The 19,767-nt window shown below is 71.5% G+C and carries 13 protein-coding genes; 3 read left to right on the top strand and 10 right to left on the bottom strand.

The window, feature by feature from the left end; all coding sequences use genetic code 11:
- Positions 1-47: 47 nt before the first annotated feature.
- From OH735_RS22800 to guaA, 5 genes are all read right to left on the bottom strand, one after another.
- Positions 48-557, bottom strand: coding sequence for a DoxX family protein (locus OH735_RS22800; protein ID WP_406386689.1), 510 nt, complete (start codon positions 555-557; stop codon positions 48-50).
- A gap of 189 nt (positions 558-746) precedes the next feature.
- Complete coding sequence (locus OH735_RS22795) at positions 747-2,015, bottom strand: hypothetical protein (RefSeq protein ID WP_406383359.1); 1,269 nt, start codon at positions 2,013-2,015, stop codon at positions 747-749.
- A gap of 113 nt (positions 2,016-2,128) precedes the next feature.
- Positions 2,129-2,899 (bottom strand): class II aldolase/adducin family protein, encoded by a 771-nt coding sequence (locus OH735_RS22790; RefSeq protein WP_406383358.1) that lies wholly within the window; start codon positions 2,897-2,899, stop codon positions 2,129-2,131.
- Positions 2,900-3,089: 190 nt separating this feature from the next.
- Positions 3,090-3,698, bottom strand: a complete 609-nt coding sequence (locus OH735_RS22785) for a Uma2 family endonuclease (RefSeq protein WP_406383357.1) — start codon at positions 3,696-3,698, stop codon at positions 3,090-3,092.
- 112 nt (positions 3,699-3,810) lie between these two features.
- Positions 3,811-5,406 (bottom strand): glutamine-hydrolyzing GMP synthase, encoded by a 1,596-nt coding sequence (gene guaA, locus OH735_RS22780; RefSeq protein WP_406383356.1) that lies wholly within the window; start codon positions 5,404-5,406, stop codon positions 3,811-3,813.
- Between the two features lie 418 nt (positions 5,407-5,824).
- On the opposite strand from guaA, the gene OH735_RS22775 reads away from it, so the two are divergent.
- Together OH735_RS22775 and OH735_RS22770 are read left to right on the top strand one after the other, a co-directional pair.
- Positions 5,825-6,157 (top strand): chorismate mutase, encoded by a 333-nt coding sequence (locus tag OH735_RS22775; protein WP_406383355.1) that lies wholly within the window; start codon positions 5,825-5,827, stop codon positions 6,155-6,157.
- 743 nt (positions 6,158-6,900) lie between these two features.
- Positions 6,901-7,935 (top strand): LAETG motif-containing sortase-dependent surface protein, encoded by a 1,035-nt coding sequence (locus tag OH735_RS22770; RefSeq protein ID WP_406383354.1) that lies wholly within the window; start codon positions 6,901-6,903, stop codon positions 7,933-7,935.
- 108 nt (positions 7,936-8,043) lie between these two features.
- On the opposite strand, the gene OH735_RS22765 is transcribed toward OH735_RS22770, so the two are convergent.
- The 5 genes from OH735_RS22765 to OH735_RS22745 form a co-directional block, all read right to left on the bottom strand.
- Complete coding sequence (locus OH735_RS22765; protein WP_406383352.1) at positions 8,044-9,897, bottom strand: GMC oxidoreductase; 1,854 nt, start codon at positions 9,895-9,897, stop codon at positions 8,044-8,046.
- Between the two features lie 79 nt (positions 9,898-9,976).
- Complete coding sequence (locus tag OH735_RS22760) at positions 9,977-11,605, bottom strand: succinic semialdehyde dehydrogenase (RefSeq protein ID WP_406383351.1); 1,629 nt, start codon at positions 11,603-11,605, stop codon at positions 9,977-9,979.
- Positions 11,606-11,783: 178 nt separating this feature from the next.
- A complete protein-coding gene (locus OH735_RS22755) occupies positions 11,784-13,496 on the bottom strand; it encodes a serine/threonine-protein kinase (RefSeq protein ID WP_406383349.1) in 1,713 nt (570 codons plus the stop codon).
- 131 nt (positions 13,497-13,627) lie between these two features.
- Positions 13,628-16,360 (bottom strand): serine/threonine protein kinase, encoded by a 2,733-nt coding sequence (locus OH735_RS22750; protein ID WP_406383348.1) that lies wholly within the window; start codon positions 16,358-16,360, stop codon positions 13,628-13,630.
- A 183-nt stretch (positions 16,361-16,543) separates the two neighbouring features.
- The gene (locus tag OH735_RS22745; protein ID WP_406383347.1) at positions 16,544-18,562 is read right to left on the bottom strand and encodes a serine/threonine-protein kinase; all 2,019 of its coding nucleotides are present in this window, start codon (positions 18,560-18,562) and stop codon (positions 16,544-16,546) included.
- 120 nt (positions 18,563-18,682) lie between these two features.
- On the opposite strand from OH735_RS22745, the gene OH735_RS22740 reads away from it, so the two are divergent.
- The gene (locus OH735_RS22740; RefSeq protein WP_406383346.1) at positions 18,683-19,762 is read left to right on the top strand and encodes a serine hydrolase domain-containing protein; all 1,080 of its coding nucleotides are present in this window, start codon (positions 18,683-18,685) and stop codon (positions 19,760-19,762) included.
- The last annotated feature ends 5 nt before the right edge of the window (positions 19,763-19,767 follow it).

Genomic DNA, 19,767 nt, shown 5'->3' with positions numbered 1-19,767 from the left:
CTGTTCTTCGGCGGCCTCTGGCTGGCCGCCACCGCGACCTGGGTGAACTACCTGATCCGGCGCCGTCGGGACGCGAGGAGGGCGTCCACGGAGAACGCCGCGGCCCCGCCGAGCAGCAGCGGCAGCCAGGCCATGAGGTAGGCGAGGTCGTTGCCGAAGTAGTACGGCTCGACCTGCCAGCTCACCGTCAGCCACAGGCTCAGCGCGATCAGTGCCCCGCCGAGCGCTGCGAGACGCGCCCGGAGCCCGATGAGGGTGCCGATGCCGACGAGGAGTTCGCCGATGGCGATGGCGTACCCGAAGGTGCCGGGGTTCTTCAGCGCGAGGTCGACGAGGGCCGGGATCGCGGACGAGTCGCGCACCGCGTGCATCGTCTCGCCGATGGAGCCGGCGCCGCTCGCACGGAAGAAGGAACTGTCCGTCAGTTTGTCGAGCCCGGCGTAGATGAAGGTGACACCGAGAAAGATCCGCAGGGGCAGCAGGGCATGCTCCCGTGCCAGCTCCTTGAGCCCTCTCGGCTCGCCCAGACCGCGTACGGTCGTGTCGTACCCCTGCATTTGGCTTTGCACGCGGCTGCCCGCCTTCCGTAGATCCGTCACCAGACCATACGTACGCGGTGAACGCACTGTTCGCCCGGTGGGACGCCCGATCGGCCGGTATTCATCGGCCGTCCGACCGGCCAATCGGTCCAACCGCCGGTGTTCATCGGCCGGTGTCCGCCCGCCCGGCGGGGCCGTCTCCTGCCGTCAGTCCGTCACATCGATCTCGACCTTGTTCGTCTCGACCCCGGCGGCGGTCACGACCTGCACCTCCACCAGCCCCGGTTCCACCTCCACCGGTACGGGCACGGTGAGCACGCCGTCGGCCGGGTTGGCGAAGCCACCGGCGACCGGGACCAGCGGCACATGCACATGGACCCGGCCGATCCGCACGACCATGCGGGCCAGCCGGTCCGGCGCCCCGGCGCCGGGCGGCACGAAGCCCGCACCCCGGATCTCGATGTCGTCGCCGGTACGGATCGGCGCGTCCAGATCCCCGGCCTCCCGGGACCGGACCACGGAGAGCACCACCGGACGCCCGCCCTCCGCGTACTTCCCGGCGAAGTACGCGAGCGCCGAGACGGTGACCAGCAGCGCGAGCCCCCAGGGCAGATCGGGCAGCTGCTCGGGCCGCCGGGCCAGCCGGACCGCGGCGAACAGCACGGCGACGGTGCTCACGAGCACGTACTGCACATCCGTGAAGCTGCCCCGCCCCGAGTCGTCGGTGAGCAGATCCGCGGCGCGCGGCCGGTCGGCCCGCAGCTTCTGCAGCCGCCCGGACAGGGTGCGTACGGTCACCACCCGGCGTACGACCACGGCGACGGCACACACCAGCGCCAGCACGGTCACCACCCCGGCGCCCCGGGACAGCTCCAGCCCCTCGATCAGTTCGTCGCGCTCGGCATGGCCGGAGGCGCCGGCCAGCTGGAGCGCCAGCACGAGGACGGAGAAGACGGCGATCAGCACCCAGGACGCGGCGACGGCCCGGGAGGTGGAGAGCCGGTTGTCCTCGCCGATCACCGGGGCGAACAGGCCGCCGCGGGCCCGGTGGACGTGGGCGGCGGCGGTCAGCAGGCCCGCGGTGACGAGCCCGGCGACGAGCCCCGCCGTACGGGCGTTGGTCCAGCCCGCACCGATGGCGGTGGTGGCCTCGGCGACGACCAGCACGGCGACGCTCCCCCACACCGCGATCAGGGTGCGCCGCCACACCCGGTACAGCCAGGCGTCGCCCGCCTCCCGGCCCCGTTCGGCCACGGTCCTGGCCGACTGGGTCAGCTCGTCCGAGACCCACTGGCGGGTCGCGGAGGCGGACTGCGCGACCCCGGGCGGCAGCCCCTGGCCCGCGGCGAATTCGTCCCGTTTGACCAGGAAGGCGGCCACCGCGCGCCGGTGGCCCTCGCGTGCCCCGTGCGGGCAGTCGCCGCACGTGCAGCCGCCGCTGTGCGTGCCGCTCGCCCTCGCCTCGTCCAACGCCACGGAGAACGCCGCCCTTTCAAGCCCCGGTACAGCCAACTCGGCTGTGATTGCTGCGAATTGTGCCGTACGGGAGGGCTACGGGCCGCATCGGGGCGGCCCGTCGGCGTGGATCGTCAGAATGTGCGACTGATCCGGCGCCACAGCGGCTGGTAATTGATCCAGGCCACCAGGTCGCTGCCGAGCTGCTCACGGGTGGCGACGGCGTCCCGGTGCTCGATCAGCACCGGCTTCCCGGCCGCCCGCGCGGCCAGTTGCACCTGGCAGGAGCGTTCCAGCGCGATGAACCACCAGGCGGCCGCGTCCACCGAGTCGCCGACGGTCAGCAGCCCGTGGTTGCGCAGCACGATCGCCTTGTGCCCGCCGAGCGCGGCGGCGATCCGGCGCCCTTCCTCCTCGTCGACCACGACGCCCGTGTACGCGTCGTACAGGACATGATCCTCGTAAAAAGCGCAGGATTCCTGGGTGATCGGTTCGATGAGCTCGCCGAGCGCGGAGAGAGCCCGCCCGTGCACGGAGTGGGTGTGCGCGACGGCGACGACGTCCGGACGGGCCCGGTGCACCTGTGCGTGGACGGCGAACGCCGCCTGATTGACGTGGTACCGCCCTTCGACGACCTGCCCGTCCCCGTTGACCAGGATCAGTTCGTCCGGCGCGAGCCCGTCGAAGGGTGCCCCGAAGGGGTTGACCCAGAAGCAGTCGGCGAACTCCGGGTCCCGCGCGGTGAGGTGACCGGACACGCCGTCCTCGTACCCGTACGCGCCGAACAGCCGCAGCGCCCCGGCCAGCCGCTCCTTGCGGTACGCGCGTTCCTCGTCGACCGATTGATGGACGGGCGGCAGCGCGAACTGCAGTTGTTCCACAGGTATCGGTGCGGGCTCGGGCATGGCGGCTCCTCCGGACTCCCAGGGCGTACGGAACCGGAAGTTACCGCCGGTTGCCGCAGGTGACCAGAGCGATCACGCACCGATTCGGGAACAGGGCGGTCGCTCGGCACGCGGCAGCCGAGGCCGAAGCCCCGCAGTAGCCGCTGCGGTAACCGTGGGAGCGAGTGATGCGGGCGCGGCCGCCGACCTTCTACGGGCGACGCCGGTTGATCGCGGTGAGGTCGATCTCGATGGGGAAGGGGACTGTCAGACTGAGCTTGTCGTGGTGGATGCCGGTGGCCACGTACGTCTTGAGCGCCGGGTCGAGCTCGTAGACGTACACGACGGGCAGGCCCTCGTCGGACGCCTCCACCCGCCAGAAGTGCCGGACCCCGGCAGCGGCGTATTTCCGGGGCTTGACCTCGCGGTCGCGCTCCACGGAGTCGTCCGAAACGACCTCGACGGCGAGAACGACGTCCTCGGGTCTGAACCAGGTCTGGCGGAAGCCCGTATTCGCCTCCACAGGAAACACCAGGACATCCGGCTCCGGCCGATTCCTCTGGTCCAGCTTGATCGTCATCTCACGCAGGACGTCCAGGTGATCCGGCGCCTGATCCAGCAGAGCGTTCTCGAACAAACGCATGGCACGCCCATGAAAAGCGGTCTGCGGGCTCATGAAAACGAGACTCCCGTCGATCAGCTCGGTGTGGGGCGGGAGGCCCGGAATCCGGTCTAGATCGTCCGCTGTCCAGCCGCCCTCGGGCGGGATAGGCCACCGGTACCGCTGCTGCGCGAGCTTGGACTCGGGTGCGGCGCTCATGATTGCTCCCATGTATGGAGTCTCGCCTGTACGGGAAGCGTACCCAGCTGGTACGACAATGCCGCCGCCCAAACGAATGAGCGACGGCATCGGCGTTGACCTTGCGAAAAGGTCACTCCCACTCGATGGTGCCCGGCGGCTTGCTCGTCACGTCGAGCACGACGCGGTTGACGTCGGCGACCTCGTTGGTGATGCGGGTCGAGATCTTGGCGAGCGTCTCGTACGGCAGGCGCGACCAGTCGGCCGTCATGGCGTCCTCGGAGGAGACCGGGCGCAGGACGATCGGGTGGCCGTAGGTGCGGCCGTCGCCCTGGACGCCGACCGAGCGGACGTCGGCGAGCAGGACGACCGGGCACTGCCAGATGTCGCGGTCCAGACCGGCCGCGGTCAGCTCCTCGCGGGCGATGGCGTCGGCCTCGCGGAGCAGGTCGAGCCGCTCCTTGGTGACTTCGCCGACGATCCGGATACCGAGGCCGGGGCCGGGGAACGGCTGGCGCTGGACGATCTCCTCGGGCAGACCGAGCTCCTGGCCGACCATCCGGACCTCGTCCTTGAACAGCTGGCGCAGCGGCTCGACGAGCTGGAACTCGATGTCGTCGGGGAGACCGCCGACGTTGTGGTGGGACTTGATGTTGGCGGTGCCGGTGCCGCCGCCGGACTCGACGACGTCCGGGTAGAGCGTGCCCTGGACGAGGAACGCGACGTCCTCGCCGGCCGCGCCCGCCTCGGCGACGAGCTCGGCCTGGGCCTGCTCGAAGACGCGGATGAACTCGCGGCCGATGATCTTCCGCTTCTGCTCGGGGTCACAGACCCCGGCCAGCGCGGTCAGGAACCGCTCCTCGGCGTCGACGACCTTCAGCTGGACGCCGGTGGCGGCCACGAAGTCCTTCTCGACCTGCTCGGTCTCGCCCTTGCGCATCAGGCCGTGGTCGACGTACACGCAGGTCAGCTGGGAGCCGATGGCCTTCTGCACGAGGGCTGCGGCGACCGCGGAGTCGACTCCGCCGGACAGGCCGCAGATGGCGCGCTTGGTGCCGACCTGCTCGCGGATCAGCGCGATCTGCTCGTCGACCACGTTGGTCGTGGTCCAGGTCGGCTCGATGCCGGCGCCGCGGTAGAGGAAGTGCTCCAGGACCTGCTGGCCGTGCGTGGAGTGCAGGACCTCGGGGTGGTACTGGACGCCGTAGAGCTTCTTCTCGTCGTTCTCGAAGGCGGCGACCGGTACGACGTCCGTGGACGCGGTGACGGTGAAGCCCTCGGGGGCGGCGGAGCAGGCGTCGCCGTGCGACATCCAGACCGACTGCTCGGCGGGCGTGCCCTCGAAGAGCGTGGAGCCGGACTTGGAGACGGTGAGCGGGGTACGGCCGTACTCACGGGCACCGTTGTCGTCGACGGTGCCGCCGAGCGTGGTGGCCATCAGCTGGAAGCCGTAGCACATGCCGAAGACCGGGACCCCGGCCTCGAAGATCGCCCGGTCGAGAGAGGGCGCGCCCTCCGCGTACACCGAGGAGGGGCCGCCGGACAGGATGATCGCCCGGGGGTTCTTGGCCAGCATCTCGGCCACCGGCATCGTGGACGGGACGATCTCGCTGTAGACCCGGGCCTCACGGACGCGTCGGGCGATGAGCTGGGCATACTGCGCCCCGAAGTCGACAACGAGGACCACGTCGGTGGCGATGTCGGGGGCGGCGAGGGGTGCTGCTGGCACGGGCGGCCTTCCGGCGGTTAAAGGGGGTCGGTTTTGTCGATTCTACCGGTCTGCTCCACCGTTCTGCCCGGGTGACGGAGTCGGCCGCCGTCCCACCCCGGACCGGGGTGCCGAGTCGGCCGCCGTCCCGCCCGGGACCGGGGGTGCGCGAAGCACGGGCTGCGGAGCGGCCTCCAGGGGGTGTCTCACCATCCGGGCGCCATGTTGGCCCGCCCGGGCGGCCGGGCCATACTGAGTTCATGCGACAGCACACGACCTTCGTCTTTACCTATGGCATCCGGCCCGCCGGCTGCCATGGTCGTGCTGCTTGATCCACTGACAAGCAACGTTCCAGGCGCCCCGGGCCGAAAGGCCCGGGGCGTTCTGACGTTCCGGACCGGTCGGTTTCGGGGGCCGCATCCCACGAGGAGTCACCACCATGGCCGGCACCGCCCCCGCGCAGACCGTCACCGAGCAGACCGCCCCCACGAAGACCGCCGCCGAGAAGACCGGCGCGCACACCGATGAGGCCGCCGCCCTGATCAACGGCGCCAGGTCCCGCATCGACGCCCTCGACGACCGGATCATCGGACTCGTCCAGGAACGGATGGCCGTCTCGGCGGTCATCCAGGAGGCCCGGATCACCTCCGGCGGCCGCCGGATCAACCTCTCCCGCGAGATGGAGATCCTCGGCCAGTACCGGGACGCGCTCGGCAAGCCCGGCACCTCCCTCGCCATGACGCTGCTGGAGCTCTGCCGCGGCCGGGCCTGACGCCCCTGTGCCCGGGGTCCGGGGGTGTGCGGACGTATCCCAGTTCGGGCCGACTCTCACCCGTACGGCGCGTGACCGGGTCTGTCGCGGCTTCGTTGGTCCCGGTGTCCGTGCCAGCCAGGGGCGGCTTTGGAAGAAACCACGCGTGGCTCCGCTGGAGCGTGTGGCGTACTGCAGGTACGCCGTGGGACCGCGCCCCAGCGTGCGTGACCGGTCGGCAGGGGACAGCAGCCCGGTCACTCCAGGAAACGGCCGGCTCCGGGGACGCCCGGAGCCGGCCGTATCCGGTCGAAACGGTTTGCTCGCGGAGCAGCCCGTCCGGCTCGGCGCCGAGGCCGCGTCCGGGTGTTCATACAGCAAGGGGCCCCGTGGACCGCTTCCGGTCCACGGGGCCCTTGCTCATGCGCCGTGCCTCATGCGCCGTGCCTCATGCGCCGTGCCTCATGCGCCGTGCCTCATGCGCCGTGTCACAGCTGCCGTGTCACAGACGACGTGTGACAGACGACGTGTGACAGACGACGTGTGACAGACGACGTGTGACAGGCACCCGGCGAGCACGGATCGGGCGCGGAGGGGTGCGTGATCGGCATCACATAAAGGTTCTGTGAGTAAGCGGACAACCATTGCGGCGGATCACGGGTCAACCATGCGGAACCACCGGCCCCGCTCGTGCCCCCCGCCACGCCGGGCCGGTCCCCTTATCCGTACTGCTCACAGCGGTACGCCGGACTCCTGAGGTCATCATGAAGCTTCGCCGCACCATGGCGCTCGCAGCCGCCACGGCAGTCATCGCTCCCGCCGCGATCCTGGCCGCCCCGGCCGCGTTTGCCGAAACGACGGACGGGACCGCTGTCGTCGAGACCACCGACTCGCCCGCGCCGAGCGCCTCCGAGTCCACGGATGCCGAGGCGACCCCGTCCGCCAGCGCGTCCGTCACCGCTCCCGCCGAGGAGTCCGAGGAGCCCGGCGAGCCCGGCCCGGACAAGACGGCCGACGCACCCGGGGACACCGCCTCGAACGAGGTCGCTCCCAAGCCGAGTGACTCGGCGAGCGTATCCTCCTCCCCGTCCGCGTCCACCTCCGCGCCCTCGTCGGACTCCGAGGACCAGGAGTTGCCGGCGGAGTGCTCCAAGTCCGACCTGGACATCTCCATCAACGGCCTGCCCGGCAAGATCGCCCGGGGCAGCGGCTGGCACCAGTTCAAGATGAACGTCTACAACTCCTCGAAGTCCGTCGTGAAGGAGATCGACTACTTCGCGGGCGCCTCTTCCGACAAGGACGGCTACGACCTCTTCAAGTCGAAGCACGTCAGCCTCCAGGCCCTCGACCAGGACACGAACAAGTGGGAGGACCTCAGCGAGGACGGCCGCGCGGTCGGCTACGTCGGCCAGTCCGACGAGATCCGCCCGGGTTACGAGGTCGACATCCCGCTGCGCATCAACGTGAAGTCGACCGCCCCCATAGGCGCCGGCTTCACCCTCGGCGCAGGCCTGTACGTGGGCGACAAGGACTGCCTGGGCTTCAGCGACGTCGCGTACAAGTTCAAGATCGTGAACTCCGGCGAGAGCGGCTCGACGCCGCAGACCGGCGGCACCGCTCCGGTCCCGACCACGAAGCCGGCCGACAACCCGACGGGCAAGGTCTCCGGCTCCCTCGCGGAGACCGGTTCGTCCTCCGCGGTCCCGGTGTTCGCCACCGCGGGCGGCGCGGCCATTGTGCTCGGCGCGGGCGCGATGTTCATCGTGCGGCGTCGCAGGAACGGTGACGCCGCCGCGTAAGGCGTTTCGTCACCGTAAGCACGGAGGGGCTGCACTCGGAGGGGGGTGCAGCCCCTTCTGCTGTCCCGGTCCGCCGGGGCCCTGCCACCGCTGCTCCGACTGCTCCTGCTACTTCGACTCCTCCGACTGCTCCTGCGGGTTCTTCTTCGGCAAAACCGTCGGCAGCCCGAGGAACGGCAGCTTCAGCGCGCCGAACGCCTCCTTCGGCACGGCCGGGGCCCGCGGCTCGACCGCGGCCAGCCGTTCGTACGCCTCACCCTGCGCGGGGCGCGGGTCCGCCTCGCCCTTGTTGGGCCAGAAGGACATCGCACGCTCGGCCTGTGCGGTGATGGTGAGCGACGGGTTGACGCCGAGGTTCGCGGAAACCGCGGAGCCGTCGACCACAAAGATGCCGGGGTGTCCGTAGAGCCGGTGGTACGGGTCGATCACCCCTTCCTCGGCGCTCGCGCCTATGGGACAGCCGCCGAGGAAGTGCGCGGTGAGCGGGGTGCCCATCAGCTCGCCGACGTTCGAGCCGGCGAAGCCGTTGATCTCGTCGGCGAGCAGCGAGGCGCTGCGCGTCGCCTCCTCGATCTGGGTCGGGTTGGGTGCGCCGTGTCCCTGCCGGGCGGTGAGCAGGCCCTTCCCGATTCCGCCCGGCTTGCGGTACGTCGTCAGGGAGTTGTCCAGCGACTGCATGACGAGCCCGATGATGGTCCGCTCCGACCAACGGCGGTTGGAGAGCGACCGCAGGGCGAGCGTCGGGTGCTTGGCCATGTTGCCGAGCCAGCCCAGCACCCGGCGGCCGCCGTAGGGCACCTGGAGGATGGACAGCGCGCCCATCGCGTTGGAGCCCTTGCCGTAGCGGACCGGCTCGATGTGGGTGTTCTCGTCGGGGTGGATCGAGGACGTGATCGCGACGCCCTGCGTGAAGTCGGCCTTCGCGGTGCCGTGCTTCTTGCGGTAGCGCCGGTCGCTGGTCTGCGAGCCGACGAGTGCCTCGGAGTTGGTACGGGTCAGCTCGCCGAGCCGGTCCGAGAGCCGGGGCAGCAGACCGCGGTCCTTCATGGTGTGCAGCAGGGTCTGCGTTCCGTACGTGCCCGCCGCGACGACCACCTTGCGGGCGCGCAGCCGCGTGGGCTTCGCCTTCTTCCGGCGGTCGGTGGGGACGGTGGTGACGTGGTAGCCGCCCTCCGGGTGGTCCGCGATCGCGACGACGGAGGTCATCGGGTGGATGACCGCTCCGGCCTTCTCGGCGAGGTGGAGGTAGTTCTCGTTGAGGGTGTTCTTCGCGCCGTGACGGCAGCCCGTCATGCATTCGCCGCACTCGGTGCAGGCCTTGCGGGCGGGCCCCGCGCCGCCGAAGTACGGGTCGGCGACCGTGTCGCCGGGCTTCGCCGTGGCCGTGCCGTCGGCGTCCTTGCCGTCGCCGAAGAAGACGCCGACCGGGGCGAGATGGAAGGTGTCACCGACGCCCATGGCCTGCGCGGCCGCCTTCAGATGGACGTCGGACGGGGTCATCGTGGGATTGAGCCGGACCCCTAGCATCCGCTTCGCCTGGTCGTAGTACGGCTTCAGTTCGTCCTGCCAGTCGGTGATGGACGCCCACTGCCGGTCCTCGAAGAACGGCGTGGGGGGCACGTACAGCGTGTTGGCGTAGTTGAGCGAGCCGCCGCCGACGCCCGCACCGGCCAGCACCATCACATTGCCGAGCAGGTGGACGCGCTGGATCCCGTAGAGGCCGAGCGCGGGGGCCCACAGATAGTTCCTGATGTCCCAGGAGTTCTTGGGAAGGGTGCCGGGGCCGAAGCGGCGGCCCGCCTCCAGGACCCCGACCCGGTATCCCTTCTCGGTCAGCCGCAGGGCCGACACCGCGCCGCCGAAGCCCGAGCCGACGACCAGGACGTCGTAGTCGTACGCGGCGTCGTCGTCGGTCCCACCGGCCGGTTCGGCCCGATTCTGGGCAGGGCTGTCCTGGGACATAGCTCTCCTCGGTACGAAAAGGGCGGAACGTGCTGCGGTGTTACGGGGGCAGCGCGGGCAGAACGCCCTGCTACGGAGGTCAGCGCAGGCGGAACGCCTTCATCGCCTTCAGGCTGCGGGTCATGAACGCCGCGTACTTCTCGTCGTCCATGCCGAACGCCGGGGCGAGCGGAATCAGCCGTTGCTGGGCGACGGTCTGCGCCTCCGTGTACTTGAGGATGCCCTCGGAGCCGTGCCGCCGGCCGAGACCGGAGTCCTTCATGCCGCCCATCGGGGACTGCACGCTGCCGTACGCCGGGGCGTAGCCCTCGTTGATGTTGACCGTGCCGGTCCGGAGCCGGGCGGCGACCTGGTGGCCGCGCTTGGCGTCCTTGGTCCAGACGCTCGAATTCAGGCCGTACGGGGTGGCGTTGGCGAGGGCGACGGCCTCGTCCTCGTCGGTGAAGCGGTAGATGGAGACGACCGGGCCGAAGGTCTCCTCGCTGCACACGGCCATCGGTGCCTCGACGCCGTCGAGGATGGTCGGCTCGTAGAAGAGCGGGCCGATGTCCGGGCGGGCGACGCCGCCCGCGACGAGCCGGGCGCCCTTCTCGACGGCCTCCGCGACATGCCGGGTGACGGTCTCCAGCTGGCGCTCGCCGACCAGCGAGCCCATGTCGGCGCCGTAGGCGAGGGAGCTGCCGAGCCGCATGGCCTTCGTACGGGCGGCGAAGCGGGCCACGAAGTCGTCGGCGACCGACTCGTGGACGTACAGCCGCTCGATGGAGATGCAGAGCTGGCCGGCTGAGGAGAAGCAGGCGCGGACGGCACCCGCGGCGGCCTTCTCCACGTCGGCGTCCTTCAGGACCAGCATGGCGTTCTTGCCGCCGAGCTCCAGCGAGACCCCGACGAGCCGGGCCGCCGCGCCCTGCGCGACCTCGCGGCCGGTGCGGGTGGAACCGGTGAACGAGACGTAGTCGGCGTGCTTGACGACCTCGGGGCCGACGACGGGTCCGTCGCCGAGGACCACCTGGAACACCTCGGCGGGCAGCCCGGCCTCGATCAGCAGGTCCCGGGCCCACAGCGCGGTCAGCGCGGTCTCCGTGTCGGGCTTCATCACGACGGCGTTGCCGGAGACGAACGCGGGGAGCGCATCGCCGACGGACAGCTCGAACGGGTAGTTCCACGGCGCGATCTGGCCGATGACGCCGCGCGGCTGGCGCAGCTCGGTGACCTTGGTGAGGGTCGGTACGACTCCGGTGTGGCGCTTCGGCTTCAGGTACGCGGGGGCCTTGCGCCCGTAGTGCCGGGCCGCGACAGCGACGGCCTGAACTTCCTCGTGGGCGTGCAGCCGGGCCTTGCCGGTCTCCAGCTGGATGAGGTCGAGCACCTCGGCCTGGCGGCTGAGCACGAGGTCGTGGAAGCGGAGCAGGACGGCCGCCCTGGCGCGGACGGAGGTCGCGGCCCAGGCCGGCTGGGCGGCCCGGGCCTTCTCGAAGGCCGCCGCCACGTCCTCGGGGGTGGACTCGGGCAGATCGGCCAGCTTCTCCCCCGTGAGGGGGGTGTGGTTGGCCGTACGGCCGGAGCCGGCCACGCCACGGGTCAGCTGGACGATCACCTCGGGTGTCACCACATCGGCGGCGGTGCGCACACCTGCGGGTGCGGCGGCCACGGGGTTGGTGCCGACCGGGGCTGCGGGGGTGGACGTGGAGGCCTGCGAGTCCGTCATGAGGGCGAGAGTACGTCCAGCCGCACGCTTTGGGTACCCGTGAGTAACGGGTTTTCACACTCCCCACAAACAAGCCAGCGATCACTGGCAACAAAGCCCCTGATCAGGACCCCTGCGGTCGCCGGACCCACACGTGACGGGCCCCGGACTGCGGGGTCCCGGTCCGGGCTCGCGGATCTCAGCCGGAGCTGTCGGGCGCCCGCCAGCCGCGCAGCATCGTGTCGAACTGCTCCCGGGTCGTGTCCCAGTCCGCTGCCGGACCCGTCATGTACAACGCGTACTCCGGGCCGCCGTCCTCCCCGAAGTACATCTGGTCGATCGCGTGGCGCGGGCCCGGGTGGTCCTTGGTCTCGGTCCAGGTGAACTCCCAGAGCGAGCCCTCCCGGTCGCGGTACGTGTTGGGGTGCAGGGTCTCGCGGTGGTAGCCGGGGAGCCGTTCGACCAGCTGCTTCTCCAGGTTCAGCATGTGCATGTACGAGTTCTCGAAGTCGGGCGACGGATCGATGCTGATCCGGATGTAGTGCACGCCGTTGTCCGGGGTGTAGTCGATCTGGTTGCGGTCCGCCCGGCGCACCCAGCCGTCGGGCACGATCAGGCTGAAGCCCTCGGGGTCGTTCACCCGCTGCCAGCCGTCGGGCACGCCCTTGCGCGGGGTGTCCGGCTTCGGCGCTTGCGAAGTGCTGGGCTTCGAGGGGGTTTCGGTCGCGTGCGTGCCCGTGCCGCCACGCCCGGCGGCGCTGTCCGTGCGGTCCCCGTACTTCATCGCGGCGACCCCCTCACCACCACCGACCACCGCGGCCGCGGCGATGACCAGGACCGCCGTACGCCACCGGCCCCGGCTGCGCCGGGTCACCGGGGACGACGCCGGGCCGGCGAAGGAACCGGCGGCCGGGTGCGGAAGCCCGGCCGTACCGGGCGCACCCGTCGTACCAGGAACACCGGAAGCCCCCGCCACCCCACCCGCGACCACGCCTGACGCGCCGTCCGGGCCCAGCGTGCGCAGGACCTCGTCGGGGACGCGCTGCGTCGGTACGTACGCCTGCGCGGCCCGGGGCTTGCGGCCCTCCATGGCCTCCAGCAGCATCCGTTCCGCCTCGGCCGCCGACGGCCGGTCCTCGGGCTCCTTGCGGAGCAGCGCGGTGATCACGGGAGCCAGCGGACCCGCCCGCTCCGGCGGCGGCGGCTCCTCGGTGACGACGGCCTGCATGGTGGAGATCGGGGACGTACGGCGGAACGGCGAGCGCCCCTCGACCGCGGTGTAGAGCGTGGCGCCGAGGGACCACAGGTCGGACGCGGGGCCGGGATCACCGCCGCGTACCCGTTCGGGCGCCAGATAGTCGATGGAGCCGACCAGTTCACCGGTCCTGGTGATGGTCGAGTCGCCCTCGATCGCCGCGATCCCGAAGTCGGTGAGCAGCACCTGGCCGTCCCTGGCCAGGAGTACGTTGCCGGGCTTCACGTCCCGGTGCAGCACGCCCGCACCGTGTGCGGCGCGCAGGGCGCCCAGCACGTGGAGGCCGATCCTGGCGGCCTCGCGGGACTCGATCTCGCCGGACTCCTTGGTCGCGTCGGCGAGTGACGGACCGTCGACGTACTGCATGACGATCCAGGGCCGGTTGTCGTACTCGATCACGTCATGGACGGTGACCACGCCCGGGTGCGTGATCCGGGCGGCCGCGCGGGCCTCCTTCTGCGTCCGGGCGTGCAGCACGATCCGGTCGGCCTCGGCGACGTACAGCCCGGCGGTCAGCTCCTTGACGGCGACGGTTCGGTGCAGCACCTCGTCGTGGGCGCGCCAGACCTTGCCCATGCCGCCGCGCCCGAGGACTTCACCGAGCCGGTACCGTCCGGCCAGCACCAGTCCCGCGTCCGTGCCCTGTGATCGATCCACGTGTTCCGCCCCGTTCCCTCGGAGGCCAGATTACGGAGCGGACGCACGGCCACGGAACCTCGAATCCCCCAAGAGACGGCACTGTGATGCTTGTCGCTCCGCCCACTGCCCAGGTGACGTACCGGAATGTTTCAGGGCGTCACGCGGTAGGAGGCGATGGCTTGTTGGTAGATCTCCGAAACCTTGTCGCGCCGGTCCTCCGGGCCGATGACCTGGAGGATGTGGTAGCGGCCGTCGACAATCATCGCGAGGTTGCGGGCGTACACCTCGCGGCCGCCGGCGTCCTGCCAGGTGAACTGGCCCTCGGCCATGGCCTGTCGGCCGACGTCGATCCGGCGCAGCCCGCTCGAACCCGACCAGCTGGAGTCGCGGAACGGCTGCAACTCCAGCTCCTTGTCGGCCTGGTAGGCCAGCGGGTCGTTGCCGTTGGCCTTGACGGTGTCGCGTCCGGGGACGATCAGCAGGCTGAAGCCGTCACTGCCGTACCGGATCTGCCGGTCCGCGTTGGCGGGGCTGCGCTGCCAGCCCTTGAGCACTCCGACCTCGAAGCCCTCGGGGTCCTTGCGCAGGACGTAACCGGGGGCGAGCGCGACGGCGGAGCGGCTGGTCTGCGGCTGCTGCGCGCCGGGGGGCTGCGAGGGTGACAGCCCGTCGGACGCGCCGGTGCTGGGCTCCGGTGAACCGGACGCCGACGACGCCGGGCCCGAGGAGCGGGTGCCGGAGTCGCTGTCCGCCTTGGGCATGAACATCACGGCGTACGCGATGGCCGCGACCAGCGCCAGCAGGATCAGCAGCAGAAGCAGCCGTCCCAGCCGTCGCGGCGCCCGGCCCTCGCCGGGCCGGCGGCCGGGCGGCGGGGTACGCAGCGCCTTGGGGCCCTTGGGTTCGCGCGGCGCCCTGGGCGCCTTCTCCGCCCGGGGTCTGTCGTGCCGGTCGGGCTTCTCCTTCGTGTGGCGGTGGCGGCCGTGGGACGTCCCCTGGCCGAGGCGGCCGCGACGCCTGCGGACCAGCTCGCCCCGGCGGCGGACGACGGGGAGCCGGGCGTTGTCGAGGGAGGGCAGCGGTACGACGTCCAGACCGGCCTCGGGCTCGGGCGCCGACCGTACGAGGGAGCGCAGCCAGCCGCGAAGCTCTTCGAAATCCGGCCGCTCGGTGGGGTCCTGACGCAGCAGGGACTCGACCACGGGGCGCAGCGGACCGCATTCCTCGGCGAAGGCGGGCGGCTCGGCGCAGACCATCTGGACGAGCTCAGCCGCGTTCTCCTCGGGGTACGGGGCGTGGCCCTGGACGGCGCGGTAGAGCAGCGCGCCGAGCGCCCAGAGGTCGGTGGCGGGGCCGATCGGCGGCGCCAGTTGCCAGTTCTCGTGGACGGGTCCGGCCTGCTCGGGCGCCCAGCGCTCGGTGACCGCGCCGACGACGGCGATCCGGGCCTGCCGGGCTCGCTCGGCGGCGAGGGGGGTGGCGGGGCCGCGGTAGACGGCGCCCGTACGGCCGCTCGCCACGAGGTCGTCCCAGCGGGTCGGCTCCTGCCGCTGCTCGGGCGGGCGTGCGGGCAGCGCCGGGGAGTTGCCGTGGCGGCGGGCGTCGGCACGCAGGGCGTCCTCGCCCGAGCCCCCGGCGGACACGGGGCGGCCGGATCCGGGCCCGTCGCTCCAGCTGCCGGTGAGGTGCAGTCGCCGGGCGGGCGGTGACTGGCCGTCGTCTCCGTAGCCGTCGTCGCCCTCGTCGTCCTCGTCGTCGTACGGGTCCTCGGCGGGCCGGCTCCAGGGGCCGGTCGGCTGCGGGCGGCCGCGGTCCGGGCCGGACGGCCCCGCGGGGCGCTGGACGGGGAGGGAGCCGGTGTCCTCCGCGTCCCCCGCCTCGCCCGCCCCGGCCCGGCGCCGGTCCTCGCCGGCCCGGGCGGCGGCGAGGGCGCCCGCGCGGTAGGCCGCGATGGCTCCGGCGCGCTCGGCCCGCGACTGCGCGGCGCTGCCCGGCCGCCGGACGGCCTCCAGCTCGCCCGGCGCACCGGTCTGCGTACCGGTCTGCGCAGCGCCACCGCCGTACGGGCCGCCGTCGCTGTACGGGGCGTGACCGCTGTACGCGTCGCCATCGCCGTACGCATCGTCACCGTGCGGATCGCCGTCGGCCGCGCCATCGGCCTCGATCGCCGCCGGGCCGCGCGAGGCCGGCACCTCGGCCGGAGAGGCGGGAGGGACGGGTGGTGCGTACGGCCCGGACGGGCCCGTCTCGACCGCCGGGCGGCCGAATCCGGTCTCTTCCTCGTCGTCGGGCTGCGGCATCGGTACGTACCCGCAGAGCGCCTCCTCCGCCGCCCCGGCCGCCAGGCCGGTCAGCACGACGCGGCCGTCGTCACAGATCAGCACCGTGCGAACGGTGATGTTCCGGTGGGTCCAGCCATGGGCATGCAGCACCCGCAACGCCGTCAGCACGTCGGAGCCGATCTCGGCGGCCCGGAAGGGATCGAGCGGGCGGTCCGCCAGCAGGGCCGCGAGCGGGCGGGCCATGACCAGTTCGCTCACGATCCACAGCGAACCGGCCTCGGCGAACACGTCGAAAACCTGGTCGAGCCTGGGATGGTCGGGGATCCGGGCCGCCGCCTGCGCCGCCTCGATGGCCCGCCGCACCGCCGGATCCGTGGAGCGCCGCACGGCACGCCCGGTGACCTGCCGGGCCGCCCGTACCGGACCGTCGGCGTCGAGCACCTCGGCGTCCACCACCTCGGGCAACGGCACCTGCCGGACCAGGACTTCCTGTCCGCTGTAGGTGTCGAACGCCCGGGTCTCGACCAGTTCGTACGCGTCGGACGGCGGCAGCGGAAGGCGGTAGCGGTCGGCAAGCACCCGACCCGCATAGTCGTCCACGACGCCTCCCCAGAGCGCGCTGTCCCCCCGGTCACGATGACCGCACAAACCCATCAATTACGGTCACTTACCGTGCAATTGACCCGCCGTTCCGGCTGCGTACGGTCTTCAGGTTCTCACGATACGTGGCAAGTGACGGCCACGCGTCTCAGTCGGCGCATCCCGGCCCTCTTCACCCACGGATCAGTCGGTGGGCTCGAACGTGTCGAACGCGGTCTTGCGGAGCGTCCGGCATTCCTTGCTGTCCCATTCGCTCGCCTTGCAGCTGATCATGATCGCGTAGCCGTGGGTGGCGTCGACCTTGAAGCCCCGGTTCAGCACCCGGACCCGCTGGCCCTGCTGGGTGCGCTCGAACTGCCAGTCGGCGACGGTCGGGTAGCCGTTGTACTGGACCGGTTTCACGCCGAGGTGGTGGTAGCCGTTGCTGCTGGCCGCGACGGCGCCCTTCGCCGCGTTCCAGGCCGCGGCGGCGTCGCCGCCGGGCGAGTCGGTGTAGTCGACCTGGATGCGCGGGAAGCCCCCGTCGACGTTGAAGATCCCGCCGGAGTTGCGGCCGGCCGTGCCGTTGAGCCGGAAGTCCTCGGGCATCGCCATCGTGAAATGGAACCGCTTGTTCTTGATGGTCCGGTATCCGGCGGGCAGCGCGTCATCGGTGCCGTGGTCGTCGCCCTTGGAACCGTCCGAGCCCTTGTCCGCGCCGTCGTCCTTGTCCTTGCCCTGGTCCTGGGCCTTGTCGCCGCCGTTGCCATTGCCGTTGCTGTTGCCGCTGCCGCTGTCGGTGTCGGCGGAGCCGCCGCTCGCCGTCGAGGCACCGGCCGAGGCGGACTTGTCGTCCTTGCCATTGCCGCCGCCCGCGGTGTTCTTGTCGTCCCCGCCGAGCGTGAGCGCGAGGACCGTGCCGATCACGGCGAGCACGATCACGGCCGCGATGATCGCGAGAGTGCGGCGCGGCACCACGTCCGTGATGGACGCGCGGGGCGGTGCGGTCGGCGACGTGGCCGAGCGCGGCGGCGGTACGGCGGCGGAGGCCGTGGCCGGCTTCGCCGGGGCCGAGGTCCCGGCGGACTTCGACGGGCCCGCCGCACCGCCGGCCGACGGCGTGACCGCCGGAGGCGTCGAGGGCGGGGGCGACGCGGTGGCCGCGGCCGCAGCGGTCGCGGCGGCCGGTGTCGCCTTCGCGTTCCGTACGGAGCGCAGCGCACCCCGCAACCGGTCCCGCGTGCCCTCCCCCGGCTCCCCGGACTTCGACGCCGCCTTGGCGGCGGACTTGGCAGGCTTGGCGGGCTCCCCGGGCAGCGCCATGACCTGGGTGGCGTCGGCGGGCGGGGGCACCACCGGGTCCGGCTTCTCGGGGGCGTGGATCACGCCATCGAGCAGGGCGCGCGCGCCCGCGTCGTCGAGCCGCTGATCGGGATCCCTGGCGAGCAGGCCGTAGATGACCTCCACCAGCGGACCGGCGTTCTTCGGCGGGTCGAGCGGCTCGGTCATCACCGCGGTCAGGGTGGCGATGGCCGACCCCTTGTCGTACGGCGGGCTGCCCTCGACGCTGGCGTACAGCAGTCCGCCGAGCGACCACAGGTCGGCGGGCGGTCCCGGCTTGTGTCCGCGGGCGCGCTCCGGGGAGATGTACGAGGGGGCGCCGACGAGCATGCCCGTCGAGGTGACCGACGGGTCGCCCTCGACCTGCGCGATGCCGAAGTCGGTCAGCACGACCCGGCCGTCCTCGGCGATCAGCACGTTGGACGGCTTCACATCACGGTGCAGGATGCCCTCGCGGTGTGCCGAACGCAGCACGTCGAGGATGGCGAGGCCGACCTCGGCGGCACGCTTCGGCGTCAGCACCCCGTCCTCGCGGATGGCCTCGGCGAGGGACTTGCCCTCGATGAGCTCCATCACGATCCACGGCCGGTCGTCCTCGTCGACCACGTCGTAGACCGTCACCGCGCCGTTGTTGCGGATCCTGGCGATCGCCTTCGCCTCGCGCAGCGTGCGCGTGATGAGGCGGCGCTTCTCGTCCTCGTCGATGGCCGAGGGGAACCGCAGCTCCTTGACCGCGACCGTGCGGCCCAGCGTCTCGTCGACGGCACGCCAGACCGTGCCCATACCGCCCCGGCCGAGCACCTCCCCGAGCCGGTAACGCCCCGCAAGGAGACGTCCGTCCTTGTCCCGTTGGGGCTCCCGTGCCTGCTCCGCCTCCGACATGCGTCCCCTCTGCGATCAACCCGCCCTGGCAGAGCGTTCATTGTCCCTCACCCCGGGACCGGTCATGGTGCCGGGTCCGCGGGCCCGTCATGATGTGCCCGGGAGAAGGGAGTCCCTGCCATGCCGACACTCAGGGCGCTGCTCGCCGCCCCGCTGCTGCTGGCGCTGTTCGGCCTGGGAACAGCGACCCTGCCCAGCGAACCACACCTCACGCCCGCAGCCACCTACCTTCCCCGGCTCGTCGCCGAGGGCGGTGCTCCCACGGCGGCACTGCTGGCCCGTCAGACCTCTTCCGCACCGTACGACACCTATCGCTCGACGGGACCCGGTATTCGCAAGGATGACCGGTTCCGGGCCGGCAGCGTCACCAAGACCTTCGTCGCCACCGTCGTGCTCCAACTCGCCCGGGAGGGAAGGCTGCAGCTGTCGGACCCCGTCGACCGGCTGCTGCCCGGCCTGATCCACAGCCACGGCAACGACGGCCGCCGAATCACCCTGCGCGCCCTGCTGAGCCACACCAGCGGCCTCTACGACTACACCGCCGACACTTCCGCCCACCCCGTCTCCGCCGCCGCCGCGGTCCGTGTCGCCCTGGCCCACCGTCCGACGAACTCCCCCGGCCGCTACGCCTACTCCAACACCAATTACGTCGTACTCGGACTCGTCGTCCGACGCGTCACCGGACACGACTACGCCACCGAGATCCGTCGCCGCATCATCACCCCCCTCCGTCTCACCGGTACCTCCCTGCCCGGCTCCCGCACCACGCTGCCCTCCCCGCACGGCCGCGGCTTCACCCGCGACCCGGCCGACGGCAGCCTCCGCGACGTCACCGAACTCGACCCGCGCACGGCGGGCGCGGCCGGGGAGCTGATCTCCACGCTCGCCGATCTGAACCGCTTCTACGCGGCCCTGCTGGGCGGGCGCCTCCTCCCGCCCGCCCAGTTGGCGGCCCTCCTGAACACCGGTGCCACGCACGGCGTCTACGGCCTGGGCATCTATCCGCAGAGGCTCTCCTGCGGGATCATCGTCTGGGGCCACAACGGCCACATAGCGGGCAGTTACGTCCGTACCGCCGCCACGCGCGACGGTCGGCACATCCTGACGTACCGCGTCGACACGGACACCCTGACCGATGCGGAGACGCTCGAACCGGCGCTGCTCGACGCGGAGTTCTGCAGCCACCCGACCCGGCCCTGAAACAA

This window comes from Streptomyces sp. NBC_01618 (assembly GCF_045209435.1).
Classification (GTDB): domain Bacteria; phylum Actinomycetota; class Actinomycetes; order Streptomycetales; family Streptomycetaceae; genus Streptomyces.
The sequence above is the reverse complement of the archived record's forward strand: the minus strand, read 5'-3'. Positions and strand labels throughout refer to the sequence as shown.

Bases quoted from the DNA above. Each gene is read 5' to 3' on its own strand.
- OH735_RS22800 (WP_406386689.1), bottom strand. From the start codon at position 557: ATGCAGGGGTACGACACGACCGTACGCGGTCTGGGCGAGCCGAGAGGG.
- OH735_RS22790 (WP_406383358.1), bottom strand. From the start codon at position 2,899: ATGCCCGAGCCCGCACCGATACCTGTGGAACAACTGCAGTTCGCGCTG.
- OH735_RS22785 (WP_406383357.1), bottom strand. From the start codon at position 3,698: ATGAGCGCCGCACCCGAGTCCAAGCTCGCGCAGCAGCGGTACCGGTGG.
- OH735_RS22775 (WP_406383355.1), top strand. From the start codon at position 5,825: ATGGCCGGCACCGCCCCCGCGCAGACCGTCACCGAGCAGACCGCCCCC.
- OH735_RS22770 (WP_406383354.1), top strand. From the start codon at position 6,901: ATGAAGCTTCGCCGCACCATGGCGCTCGCAGCCGCCACGGCAGTCATC.
- OH735_RS22765 (WP_406383352.1), bottom strand. From the start codon at position 9,897: ATGTCCCAGGACAGCCCTGCCCAGAATCGGGCCGAACCGGCCGGTGGG.
- OH735_RS22760 (WP_406383351.1), bottom strand. From the start codon at position 11,605: ATGACGGACTCGCAGGCCTCCACGTCCACCCCCGCAGCCCCGGTCGGC.
- OH735_RS22745 (WP_406383347.1), bottom strand. From the start codon at position 18,562: ATGTCGGAGGCGGAGCAGGCACGGGAGCCCCAACGGGACAAGGACGGA.
- OH735_RS22740 (WP_406383346.1), top strand. From the start codon at position 18,683: ATGCCGACACTCAGGGCGCTGCTCGCCGCCCCGCTGCTGCTGGCGCTG.